Origin of the sequence: Streptomyces sp. NPDC001832 (assembly GCF_040297265.1) — a bacterium.
Lineage (GTDB): Bacteria > Actinomycetota > Actinomycetes > Streptomycetales > Streptomycetaceae > Streptomyces.
In genome coordinates, this window is sequence record NZ_JBEOYU010000011.1 from 38,377 (window position 1) to 49,519 (window position 11,143).

At 68.7% G+C, this 11,143-nt stretch carries 11 protein-coding genes and 1 tRNA gene; 6 read left to right on the forward strand and 6 right to left on the reverse strand.

Annotated elements, in window-relative coordinates; all coding sequences use genetic code 11:
- Positions 1 to 132: 132 nt before the first annotated feature.
- A tRNA-Pro gene (locus tag ABT115_RS11895) sits at positions 133 to 206 on the reverse strand.
- Between the two features lie 103 nt (positions 207 to 309).
- Complete coding sequence (locus ABT115_RS11900; RefSeq protein ID WP_351787221.1) at positions 310 to 1,248, reverse strand: metallophosphoesterase; 939 nt, start codon at positions 1,246 to 1,248, stop codon at positions 310 to 312.
- Between the two features lie 79 nt (positions 1,249 to 1,327).
- On the opposite strand from ABT115_RS11900, the gene ABT115_RS11905 reads away from it, so the two are divergent.
- Positions 1,328 to 1,792: a GatB/YqeY domain-containing protein gene (locus tag ABT115_RS11905; protein WP_351787224.1), complete on the forward strand. Its 465-nt coding sequence runs from the start codon at positions 1,328 to 1,330 to the stop codon at positions 1,790 to 1,792.
- A gap of 97 nt (positions 1,793 to 1,889) precedes the next feature.
- On the opposite strand, the gene ABT115_RS11910 is transcribed toward ABT115_RS11905, so the two are convergent.
- The gene (locus ABT115_RS11910) at positions 1,890 to 4,142 is read right to left on the reverse strand and encodes a transglycosylase domain-containing protein (protein ID WP_351787226.1); all 2,253 of its coding nucleotides are present in this window, start codon (positions 4,140 to 4,142) and stop codon (positions 1,890 to 1,892) included.
- Positions 4,143 to 4,527: 385 nt separating this feature from the next.
- Between ABT115_RS11910 and ABT115_RS11915 the strand changes: the two genes are divergently transcribed.
- Positions 4,528 to 4,878, forward strand: coding sequence for a WhiB family transcriptional regulator (locus tag ABT115_RS11915; RefSeq protein WP_351787534.1), 351 nt, complete (start codon positions 4,528 to 4,530; stop codon positions 4,876 to 4,878).
- Positions 4,879 to 4,891: 13 nt separating this feature from the next.
- On the opposite strand, the gene bagB is transcribed toward ABT115_RS11915, so the two are convergent.
- Positions 4,892 to 6,283, reverse strand: coding sequence for an ATPase BagB (gene bagB / locus ABT115_RS11920; protein WP_351787229.1), 1,392 nt, complete (start codon positions 6,281 to 6,283; stop codon positions 4,892 to 4,894).
- Positions 6,280 to 7,266 (reverse strand): ATPase BagA, encoded by a 987-nt coding sequence (bagA, locus tag ABT115_RS11925; protein ID WP_351787232.1) that lies wholly within the window; start codon positions 7,264 to 7,266, stop codon positions 6,280 to 6,282. Before bagA ends, bagB begins: the two co-directional genes overlap by 4 nt.
- 71 nt (positions 7,267 to 7,337) lie before the next feature.
- Here bagA and sp36 point away from each other — a divergent pair, with 71 nt between their 5' ends.
- From sp36 to ABT115_RS11945, 4 genes are all read left to right on the forward strand, one after another.
- On the forward strand, positions 7,338 to 7,496 hold the full coding sequence (gene sp36 / locus ABT115_RS11930) for a Sp36 family protein (RefSeq protein WP_003967454.1): 159 nt from the start codon (positions 7,338 to 7,340) through the stop codon (positions 7,494 to 7,496).
- Positions 7,496 to 7,966, forward strand: a complete 471-nt coding sequence (locus ABT115_RS11935; protein WP_351787235.1) for a RidA family protein — start codon at positions 7,496 to 7,498, stop codon at positions 7,964 to 7,966. Before sp36 ends, ABT115_RS11935 begins: the two co-directional genes overlap by 1 nt.
- A gap of 170 nt (positions 7,967 to 8,136) precedes the next feature.
- Positions 8,137 to 9,045: an NUDIX hydrolase gene (locus ABT115_RS11940; RefSeq protein WP_351787238.1), complete on the forward strand. Its 909-nt coding sequence runs from the start codon at positions 8,137 to 8,139 to the stop codon at positions 9,043 to 9,045.
- Positions 9,042 to 9,872, forward strand: coding sequence for an MBL fold metallo-hydrolase (locus tag ABT115_RS11945; protein ID WP_351787241.1), 831 nt, complete (start codon positions 9,042 to 9,044; stop codon positions 9,870 to 9,872). Before ABT115_RS11940 ends, ABT115_RS11945 begins: the two co-directional genes overlap by 4 nt.
- Positions 9,873 to 10,040: 168 nt before the next feature.
- Here ABT115_RS11945 and ABT115_RS11950 read toward each other — a convergent pair whose 3' ends face one another.
- Entirely contained in the window at positions 10,041 to 10,715 is a 675-nt protein-coding gene (locus tag ABT115_RS11950) for a Crp/Fnr family transcriptional regulator (RefSeq protein ID WP_014046869.1), read from the reverse strand.
- Between the last annotated feature and the right edge of the window lie 428 nt (positions 10,716 to 11,143).

Consider the following 11,143-nt stretch of genomic DNA (forward strand, 5'->3'; position numbering starts at 1 on the left):
ACAGCCATGGCGTCGACCTGTCCGGAGCCGTCTCCCGCACTTGGCTCCCGAACGGCTCCCAAGATAGCTCAGAAACCACTCAGGGGCCTGATCCATCGAGTGGATCAGGCCCCTGACCTGGTATTTCAGCTGTCGGGGTGGCGGGATTTGAACCCACGACCTCTTCGTCCCGAACGAAGCGCGCTGCCAAGCTGCGCTACACCCCGATCGCCGCCGGTGTCCCGGCGACATCGATTACTTTAGCCCACCCGCGCCCGCAGACGAAATCCGGTTTATGCGCTGCTCAGGGCGAGGGGGGGCCGTGGGTACTCAGTCCCGGGGCGTCAGGGTCAGCAGGGTCGCCTCGGGTGGGCAGGCGAAGCGGACCGGGGTGTAGCGGTTGGTTCCGCAGCCTGCTGAGACGTGAAGGTAGGCGCGGTGCTCCTCGACGGAGTGGGTGGAGAGGCCCTTGACCCGGTCCGTGTCCAGGTCGCAGTTGGTGACCAGGGCGCCGTAGAAGGGGATGCAGAGCTGGCCGCCGTGGGTGTGACCGGCCAGGATCAGGGGGTAACCCTCCGCCGTGAATGCGTCCAGGGAGCGCAGGTAGGGGGCATGGACCACGCCGATGGAGAGGTCGGCGCCCGTCTCGGGGCCGCCTGCCACCTCCGCGTAGCGGTCGCGCTTGATGTGCGGATCGTCCAGGCCGGTGAAGGCGATCTCCAGGCCGTCGATCTTGAGGCGGCCGCGGGTGTTGGACAGGCCCCGCCAGCCCGCCTCGTCGAAGGCGTCGCGCATCGGCTCCCACGGGTTGTGGACGACGCCGACCGCAGGGGCGTTCCCGTTGAGGCCGTGTTTGCCCTGGGCCTTCTCGAAGAGGTAGCGGGCAGGGTTGCGGAGCTTGGGGCCGTAGTAGTCGTTGGAGCCGAAGACGTACACACCCGGGAACTGCATCAGCGGACCGAGTGCGTCGAGCAGCTCGGGTACGGCCCCGGGGTCCGAGAGGTTGTCGCCGGTGTTCACGACGAAGTCCGGGCGCAGGCCGGCCAGCGACTGCAGCCAGGCGCGCTTCTTGCGCTGGCCGCTCACCATGTGGATGTCGGAGACCTGGAGTACGCGCAACGGCCGTGCCCCGTACGGGAGTACGGGGATGGTGACCCGTCGCAGGCGGAACGATCGGGCCTCGAAACCGGCGGCGTAGGCGAGGCCGACAGCGCCGACCGCTGCGCCGACTGCCGTGACTTTCAGGGGTACTCCGTAGCGTGCGCGCATGCGCCCATCGTCGCAGACACGGTGCGGCGGGAAGAAAACCGGCGGGCGGTGAGCGCTTCCTACCTGCCACAATCACCACATGACCACGCTCAAGTCCAAGCTCAAGGAAGACCTCACCACAGCCATGAAGGCGCGTGACGAGCTGACCTCGTCCACGCTCCGGCTGACCCTCACCGCCATCACGAAGGAGGAGGTCAGTGGCAAGACGGCGCGCGAACTCTCCGACGACGAGGTGCAGAAGGTGATCGCCAGGGAGGCGAAGAAGCGCCGTGAGGCGGCCGAGGCCTTCGCCCAGGGCGGCCGGACCGAGCAGGCCGAGCGCGAGAAGGCGGAGGGTGAGCTGCTCGACGCATACCTGCCGAAGCAGCTGAGCGACGACGAGCTGGGCGCGATCGTGGCGTCCGCCGTCGAGGAGGCGAAGGCCGCCGGGGCCGAGGGGCCGCGGGCGATGGGCGCCGTCATGAAGATCGTGAACCCGAAGGTCGCGGGGCGCGCGGACGGCGGCCGGGTAGCTGCGGCGGTGAAGAAGCTCCTGGCGGGCTGAGAGGCCGCGCGACGTACGCACAGGGATGCACGGAGTGGGGCGCCCCGGATCAGGATCGATCCGGGGCGCCCCATCTTCACTGCGTGAACCGTACGGGTCAGGGACCCTGCGTACCGCCGTGGGCCCGACCGCCGTGGCCGCCGTTGTGCCCGCCGCTGTGCCCGCCGATCACGTGCTGCGGGATGCCCCCGCCGGGGAACGGATTTTTGTCGCCGGGCTCATTGCCGGGCCTCTTGCCCCCGGGATCCGGCCCGTCACCGCCCTCGTCATTGCCGTGCTCCGGCGCGTCCGGGATGTTGACGGCGTTGAAGGAGGGGGCGGGCACTCCATCGAGGGCGCCCGTCATCGCGTCACGCCAGATCGGTCCGGGGACCTGCCCGCCGTACACCTTGTCCTGGTACACACCACCGATGGTGATGTTTTCCATCTCGACGCTCTGGGACGGGCTGCCGACCCAGACCGCGCCGGACATGTTCGGCGTGTAGCCGACGAACCAGGCGTTCTTACGGGCGTCGGTCGTACCGGTCTTGCCTGCGTTGTCGCGGTTCTGGAGACCCGCCTCCTGGCCGGTACCGGAGTCGACCACGCCGCGCAGCAGCGTGTTGATGGTGTCGGCCGTCGTCGGTGACATCGCCTGCGAGCAAGAGGTCTTCGGTACGGGGAGCGAGGTGCCGTCCGCCGTTTTGACCGACTCGATGGCGATCGGTGTGCAGTACGTACCGCGGTTGGCGAAGGCGGCGTAGGCACTGGCCATCGTCAGCGGCGACAGGCCGTTGGAACCGAGGGTCAGCGTGGACGGGTTCTGCGGCAGCTTGGTGCCGTCGCCCTGCACCACACCCAGTTTGTCGGTCATTTTCGAGACCGGACACATGCCGATGTCCTGGAGCATCTGGACGAAGTATGTGTTGACGGACTTCTCCATCGCCTCCTTCAGCGCGTAGGGCCCCTTTTCGGTCTCGCTCTCGTTCTCCAGGTGATACTTCGGCACGCCGTCGTTGACCCACGGCTTCCCGCAGGACTGCACCGTGTCCGGGTAGTCCATCTCGTATGGGGAGGGGTAGGTCTGCGTAGCCGGCTTGCCGCCCTCTATGGCCGCTGCGGCGAGGAACGGCTTGAACGTCGAACCGGTCGGGAAGCCGTAGTTCGACCCGCCCATGCTCTTGTTGACCGAGTAGTTGTACTGGGTCTCATTGGGCCCGAAGCCGTACGGCTTGGACTGGCCCATCCCCATGATCTTGCCGGTGCCCGGCTCGACCAGCGTCACGGCCGTCGCGACCTTGTCCGACTTGTAGACGTGGTCCTTGATCGAGTTCTGCACCGACTGCTGGGACTGCGGGTCGAGCGTCGTCCGGACCGTCAGACCACCCCGGTTCCAGACCTTGGCCCGGTCCTCCTTGGTCTTGCCGAAGACCGGGTCGGAGAGGAAGACGTGACGTACGTAGTCACAGAAGAAGCCGGCGCCGCTGACGGCCGTGATGCAGCCGTTCTGCGGCTTCTTGACCTTCAGCTTGATCGGGTTCGCCTTGGCCTTGTCGGCCTCGGCCTGCGATATGTCTCCGACGTCGGCCATGCGCTGGAGCACGGTGTTGCGACGTTTGGTCGCCTCCGCGGGGTTGTAGACCGGGTCGTAGTGGCTCGGCGACTGCACGAGGCCGGCCAGCAGCGCGGACTCCTCCAGCGTCAGGTCCTTCGCCGACTTGGAGAAGTAGCGCTGGGCGGCGGCCTCGACGCCGTACGCCTGCTGCCCGAAGAAGGTGATGTTCAGGTAGTTCGTCAGGATCCGCTTCTTGCCGAGCTTCTCCTCGACCTGGATCGCGTACTTCAGTTCCTGGATCTTGCGGCCCATGGTCTGCTGCGTGGCCTGCGCGACCTTGTCCGGGTCGTCGCCGGCCTCCTCGACGAAGACGTTCTTCACGTACTGCTGCGTGAGGGTCGAGGCGCCCTGTGTGGTCCCACCGTCCTGCACATTGCGGTTCAGTGCGCGCAGGATGCCCTTGAGGTCGATCGCCCCGTGCTCGTAGAAGCGGGCGTCCTCGATCGCCACTATTGCCTTCTGCATGTACGGCGAGATGTCCTTCAGTTCGACCACTGTGCGGTCGCGCGAATAAACCGAGGCGATCAATCCGCCCTTGCTGTCCAGGATCTCGGTGCGCTGGCTCAGCGGCGGAGTCTGGAGATTGGCCGGGATCTCGTCGAATCCCTCGACCGTCCCCTTCGCGGCGAGACCCAGTGCTCCGGTGGCCGGCAGCGCGATGCCCGCCAGCACAACTCCGGAAAGTGCGGCGACACCGAGGAACTTGGCGGCCTGCTGGGTCGTCGTGAGACCCCCGCCTGAGCGCTTCTTTGGCATGGGGGCAGCCTACGTTCTCATTCGCCGGACACGCGTATATGCCTTGGCCTAAGCTGCTCTCAACTGTCACAGCAGTCCCGTTGCGTATCTACCCCGTGCACGATCCGGCCACGAGCTCAGGCACTCCCGAATTCTCCTCCTGTGTCATCGAACGTCCGTTGCGATCCAGGTGAACTGTCCTGATTCTGCTGGGATTTTTAGCTATGTCCTCACCTCACTCCCCTGGGTGATCTGCCGTATACGCATAGTCCGTTCGGGCCATTCAAGATTGGGCCCGAAGGGGGTGTTGTGCTGTCGCCGCCTTCCGTAACGTCCTCAACTGGCAGCGGTGAATATGCCGCTACCGCCGTGGGGGAGCCTCGATTCGGGAGAGGACGGCGCCGTGATGGGCTGGGTAAGCGACTGGAGTGCGCAGGCGGCCTGCCGCACTACCGATCCGGATGAACTGTTCGTACAAGGGGCAGCGCAGAACAGGGCCAAGGCGGTGTGCACCGGATGTCCGGTGCGGACCGAGTGTCTGGCCGATGCGCTGGACAATCGCGTCGAATTCGGCGTGTGGGGCGGAATGACGGAGCGGGAGCGCCGCGCACTGCTGCGCAGGCGACCCACCGTCACGTCCTGGCGTCGGCTGCTGGAGACCGCGCGCAGCGAGTACGAGCAGTCCACGGGCATCCTGCCCGTGGCGATCGGGCTGGAAGACGACGAACTGCACGAGAGGTACGCCGCGGTGGGGTAGAACGTACGGACGGCTACGCAGCTCCGGCGGGGTCGGAACCGGTCGCGAGCCGGTCCCCGATGGCCCGAAGCCCTTCGAGGTCATGCACGTCACCGGGCAGCGCGGCCACTTGGGTCATGGCGACCTCGGGGTGCAGCGCGGTGAAGCGGTCGCGTGTGCGTTGTTCGCGTGCGACCACCTGCATCCGTTCCGCGTGCAGCCGCAACAGACCTGCGGTCAGCTGCTCGACAGAAGCGGCCTCGGTCACGGATTCGGTTGCGGCTTCGGGAGCCGGCTCGGGATCTGGCTTACGGTCTTCGATGTCCTCGTGCTCGGAAGGATCGGCAACGGCTTCGGGAGAGGCGACCGACCAGTCGGCCGGGTCACGAAGTCCAGCCTTCCCGGCCGTTTGATCCACAATGCCGACGCCGTCAAGATTTTCTGCGGCCGCAAGTGCGCGCTCGGCGGAGAGCCGGGCGGCGTCGCTGCCATGGACGCGGTTGAGCACCAGACCGGCCAGCGGCATGTCCTCCGCGGCCAGCCGTTCCACGAAGTACGCCGCCTCACGCAGAGCGTCCTGCTCCGGTGTCGCGACGACCAGGAACGCCGTACCGGGCGCCTGCAGCAGTTTGTACGTGGCGTCGGCCCGGGTGCGGAAGCCGCCGAACATGGTGTCCATCGCCGCAACGAAGGTCTGTACGTCGCGCAGGAATTGACCGCCGAGCAACTTGCCGAGGGTGCCGGTCATCATCGACATGCCCACGTTGAGGAACTTCATCCCGGCCCGGCCGCCCACCTTCGCCGGGGCCATCAGCAGTTTGATGAACTTGCCGTCCAGGAACGAACCGAGCCGCTTCGGTGCGTCCAGGAAATCCAGCGCGGAGCGTGACGGCGGGGTGTCGACGATGATCAGGTCCCACTCATTGCGCGCCCGCAGCTGCCCGAGCTTCTCCATCGCCATGTACTCCTGCGTGCCGGCGAATCCGGCCGACAGGGACTGGTAGAAGGGGTTCTCCAGGATTGCGCGGGCCCGCTCGCCGTCCGCGTGCGCCTCGACGATCTCGTCGAAGGTCCGCTTCATGTCGAGCATCATGGCGTGCAGTTCCCCGGCACTCTCGCCGTCGATGCCCGCCACCCGGCGTGGGATGTTGTCCAGCGAGTCGATGCCCATGGACTGGGCGAGCCTGCGCGCCGGGTCGATGGTGAGGACGACGACCTTACGGCCGCGCTCGGCCGCCCGTACGCCCAGCGCCGCGGCGGTCGTGGTCTTGCCGACTCCGCCCGAACCGCAGCACACGACGATCCGGATGCCGGGGTCGTCGAGCAGTGCGTCGGTGTCCAGCGCGGGGGCGGGCAGGGTGGCCGTGGCGGCGGCTCTGCCCGCGGCCGAGTCCGTGGCCGCGCCCGCGTCCGTGCGCTGTGTCATGTACCCACCCCTTCGCTCGCACCGCCACCCACGCCCTGCTTGCGGAGATCGGTCGCCAGGCTGTAGAGCCCGGCCGGGTCCATACCCTCGCCGATCAGCGGGAGTTCGTACCCCGGCAGCTCCAGACCCGCGAGCACCTCGCGCTGCTCGCGCTCCAGCTCGACTCGCTGGGCATGCTCGGCGGCCTGCCCGATCAGGGGGCGGACGAGCCCCGCGGAGCCGGTCACGCCCACCCGGGTCAGCGCCTTGGCGATCTCCTTGCGGCGGCCGCCCGCGGCGGTGCGCAGCGCGTCCTCGTCCAGCAGATGCGGTCGCACCATGTTCACAATGACCCGGCCGACCGGCAGTTCGGCGGCCCGCAGCTCCGCGATGCCGTCCGCGGTCTCCTGGACCGGCATCTCCTCCAGCAGCGTCACCAGATGGACCGCGGTCTCGGGGGACTTCAGTACCCGCATCACGGCCTGCGCCTGATTGTGTATCGGGCCGATCCGGGCCAGCCCCGCCACCTCGTCGTTCACATTGAGGAAGCGGGTGATGCGCCCGGTGGGCGGGGCGTCCATGATCACGTAGTCGTAGACGTACCGGTTCTGCTTGTCCTTGCGGCGTACGGCTTCGCAGGCCTTGCCGGTCAGCAGCACGTCCCGTACACCGGGCGCGATCGTGGTGGCGAAGTCGATCGCGCCGAGCTTCTTGAGTGCACGGCCCGCGCTGCCGAGCTTGTAGAACATCTGGAGGTAGTCGAGAAGGGCACGTTCGGCGTCGATTGCGAGGGCGTACACCTCGCCGCCGTCCGGCGCGACGGCGATCTTGCGCTCCTCGTAGGGAAGGGACTCCGTCTCGAAGAGCTGGGCGATGCCCTGCCTGCCCTCGACCTCCACGAGGAGGGTTCGCCTGCCCTCGGCCGCGAGGGCGAGCGCGAGGGCGGCGGCGACCGTGGTCTTACCGGTACCGCCCTTGCCGCTGACGACCTGGAACCTGCTCACGTATTCGAGCCTAACCAGTCGGGCCGCGGGCTACGCACGAGGCTGCGCGTGCCAGGCATTACAGTCGGGCCATGACCAAGTGGGAATACGCGACCGTGCCCCTTCTCGTGCACGCGACCAAGCAGATTCTGGACACCTGGGGCGAGGACGGCTGGGAGCTGGTCCAGGTCGTTCCCGGCCCGAACAACCCCGAGCAGCTCGTGGCCTACCTGAAGCGGGAGAAGGCGTAGTGGCGGGCGCAGTCGAGGCGAAGCTCGCCGAGCTCGGGCTGACGCTGCCGGACGTCGTGCCGCCGCTGGCCTCGTACCAGCCGGCCGTGCAGTCTGGGGTGTATGTGCACACCTCCGGTCAGCTCCCGATGGTGGACGGCAAGCTCGCCGTCACCGGCAAGGTCGGTGCGGAGGTCACGGCCGACGAGGCCAAGGAACTGGCGAAGACCTGCGCGCTCAACGCGCTGGCCGCCGTGAAGTCCGTCGCGGGCGACCTGGACCGGATCGCGCGAGTCGTGAAGGTCGTGGGCTTCGTCGCCTCGGCGTCCGACTTCACCGGGCAGCCCGCCGTGATCAACGGCGCCAGCGAGCTGCTGGGCGCGGTCCTCGGCGACAAGGGCGTGCACGCGCGCAGCGCGGTGGGTGTCGCGGTGCTGCCGCTGGACGCGCCGGTGGAGGTCGAGGTCCAGGTCGAGCTGGTCGGGACCTGAGCCGTACGTCCGTAGTGGTCCTTCGGCGGTCGCTGCCGTCCGCTCGCCTTCCGCTGCCGTTTCTCTGATCCCGCCCGGTCGTCACGACCGGGCGGGATCACGCGTGTACGGGGCATGTACGGATCAACGTGCCTCTCGAACATCGTCGCGGTTCCGGATAGCCTCCGGCCATGTCCAATGGTCAGTGGTACCCACCGGAATGGCCCGACCGGATCCGGGCACTCGCCGCAGGTGAGCTGACGGCCGCGACCCCGAAGCGGGCTGCCACCGTGATGCTGCTCCGGGATTCTGCCGTTGACACCGAGGGCGGCCCCGCCGTCCACATGCTGCGCCGCCGCGCCTCCATGGCCTTCGCCGGTGGGGCGTACGCCTATCCGGGTGGCGGAGTCGACCCGCGCGACGACGACCGGCTCGTCGGCTGGGCCGGACCCGCGCTGGAGAGCTGGGCCGAGCGGCTCGGCGTCGATACGGTGACCGAGGCGCAGGCCATCATCTGCGCGGCGGTCCGTGAGACGTACGAGGAGGCGGGTGTCCTCCTCGCCGGGCCGACCGCCGACACGGTCGTCAGCGACACCACCGGCGCCGACTGGGAGGCCGACCGCGAGGCACTGGTTGCCCGCGAGCTGTCCTTCGCGGAGTTCCTGGACCGGCGCGGGCTGGTGCTGCGCTCCGATCTGCTGGGTGCCTGGGCACGCTGGATCACCCCCGAGTTCGAACCGCGCCGCTACGACACCTGGTTCTTCGTCGCCGCGCTCCCCGAGGGCCAGCGCACCCGCAACGCCTCCACGGAGGCCGACCGTACGGTGTGGGTAGGGCCCGGAGAGGCCGCCGACGGGTACGACAGGGGCGAGCTGCTGATGATGCCACCGACCGTGTCGACGCTGCGGGCGCTCAGGCCGTACGGGACAGCCGCCGAGGCGCTGAAGGCGGCGGATTCCCAGGACCTCACCCCCGTACTGGCGCAGGCGCGGCTGGAGGGTGACGAATTGGTGCTGCGCTGGCCGGGACACGACGAGTTCACCAAGCACATCCAGAGCGGGCGGGCCGGTGCAGGCGGTGCTGGAGGCGACGCCGTATGAGCGACGCGGCCGGGCTGCCAGGGCAGCCACGCGGCGGGGTGCTTTCCGGACCCGCCACCACCCGTACCGTCAACGTCCTCGCCCCCAACGCCTCGCCGATGACGCTGGACGGCACCAACACCTGGATCGTCGCCGAGCCCGACTCCGATCTCGCGGTCGTCATCGACCCGGGCCCGCTGGACGACATACATCTGCGGGCCGTCATCGACACCGCTGAGAGGGCGGGCCACCGGATCGCGCTCACCCTCCTCACCCACGGGCACCCCGACCATGCGGAGGGCGCGGCGCGCTTCGCCGAGTTGACCCGTACGAAGGTGCGCGCCCTGGACCCTGCGCTGCGCCTCGGTGACGAAGGTCTGACCACGGGCGACGTGATCACCACCGGCGGCCTGGAGATGTACGTCGTGCCGACCCCCGGGCACACCGCGGACTCGCTCTCCTTCCATCTGCCCGCCGACCGGGCGGTGCTGACGGGGGACACGATCCTCGGACGCGGCACCACGGTCGTCGCGCACCCGGACGGGCGGCTCGGCGACTACCTGGACTCGCTGCGGAGGCTGCGTTCGCTGACGGTCGACGACGGCGTGCACACGGTGCTGCCGGGGCACGGCCCGGTGCTGGAGGACGCGCAGGGAGCGGTCGAGTTCTACCTCGCACACCGCGCGCACCGGCTGGCCCAGGTGGAGACGGCGGTCGAGGCCGGATACCGAACGGCCTCGGAGGTGGTGGCGCAGGTGTACGCGGACGTGGACCGATCCCTGTGGCCCGCGGCGGAACTCTCGGTGCTGGCGCAGCTGGAGTACCTGAGCGAGCACGGGCTGATCTAGTGATCTAGTGCCGCGACCGGGTCGTGTTGCGAAGGCAGCATTGTCCGCCCCGCCGGACGGGACCTGCGAAACACGCCCGAGGAGGGCCGGATGCGCGCGAGGCCCCGCCGTGCGGAGGGGCCCCGCGTACGGGGACGGCGTCCGCTCGTCGGCCGACCGGTGGGCCGGCTAGCGGGACCGCTTCGCCAGGCGCTCCACGTCCAGCAGGATCACGGCGCGCGCCTCCAGGCGCAGCCAGCCGCGCCCGGCGAAGTCGGCGAGTGCCTTGTTGACCGTCTCGCGGGAGGCGCCTACGAGCTGGGCCAGCTCTTCCTGGGTCAGGTCATGGACGACATGGATGCCTTCCTCGGACTGGACGCCGAAGCGGCGCGACAGGTCGAGGAGGGCACGGGCGACCCGGCCCGGTACGTCCGAGAAGACCAGGTCGGACATCTGGTCATTGGTCTTGCGCAGTCGCCGGGCGACGGCGCGCAGCAGGGCCGTGGCCACCTCGGGGCGGGCGTTCAGCCAGGGCTGGAGGTCGCCGTGGCCGAGGCCGAGGAGCTTGACCTCGGTCAGCGCGGTCGCGGTGGCGGTGCGGGGGCCCGGGTCGAAGAGGGACAGCTCACCGATCAGCTCGCCGGGGCCGAGGACCGCCAGCATGTTCTCGCGCCCGTCGGGGGAGGTGCGGTGGAGCTTCACCTTGCCCTCGGTGACCACATAGAGGCGGTCGCCCGGGTCGCCCTCGTGGAACAGCGCGTCGCCGCGCGCGAGGGTCACCTCACTCATCGAGGCGCGGAGCTCCGCGGCCTGCTCATCATCGAGCGCCGCGAAAAGCGGGGCGCGCCGCAGAACGTCGTCCACGAATTCTCTCCTTGTCGGCCTGTACAGGGAACCGTGCTCCCCATCATGCCGGACGGTAAAACAGTGCGATCAATCACAAACCAGTTTGACGCACGAGCGTGCCGAACCGTGAGGCAGGGGGCCGATCGGGGGTGGATACGCGGTTGACCGAGGCGGATGTCAGTGCGTGGCTCTAGGCTGGCCGGGTGTCCAAAACGCCGTGAGAGCACAGGCCGAGGGGGTTGACGGGGTGCCGGAAGGCCGCGATTCCGCTGTGGGCGAACAGGCTGCGAGTCGCCCGAAAAAAGCGACAAAACACCCTGCGGGTGAGCAGGTCCCGAGGGGCGGAGCGAAGACCGCAGCGAGGTCCGCTGCGAGCCCCGCGACGAAGGCTGCAGCGAAGTCCTCGACCGAGTCGGCCACGAGGTCCGCTGCGAAGCCCGCGTCGA

What these genes read in the sequence shown, in the direction of transcription:
- ABT115_RS11905 (WP_351787224.1), top strand. Translation starts at nt 1,328, where the DNA reads ATGACCACGCTCAAGTCCAAGCTCAAGGAAGACCTCACCACAGCCATG.
- ABT115_RS11910 (WP_351787226.1), bottom strand. Translation starts at nt 4,142, where the DNA reads ATGCCAAAGAAGCGCTCAGGCGGGGGTCTCACGACGACCCAGCAGGCC.
- ABT115_RS11915 (WP_351787534.1), top strand. Translation starts at nt 4,528, where the DNA reads ATGGGCTGGGTAAGCGACTGGAGTGCGCAGGCGGCCTGCCGCACTACC.
- ABT115_RS11940 (WP_351787238.1), top strand. Translation starts at nt 8,137, where the DNA reads ATGTCCAATGGTCAGTGGTACCCACCGGAATGGCCCGACCGGATCCGG.
- ABT115_RS11945 (WP_351787241.1), top strand. Translation starts at nt 9,042, where the DNA reads ATGAGCGACGCGGCCGGGCTGCCAGGGCAGCCACGCGGCGGGGTGCTT.
- bagB (WP_351787229.1), bottom strand. Translation starts at nt 6,283, where the DNA reads ATGACACAGCGCACGGACGCGGGCGCGGCCACGGACTCGGCCGCGGGC.
- sp36 (WP_003967454.1), top strand. Translation starts at nt 7,338, where the DNA reads ATGACCAAGTGGGAATACGCGACCGTGCCCCTTCTCGTGCACGCGACC.
- ABT115_RS11900 (WP_351787221.1), bottom strand. Translation starts at nt 1,248, where the DNA reads ATGCGCGCACGCTACGGAGTACCCCTGAAAGTCACGGCAGTCGGCGCA.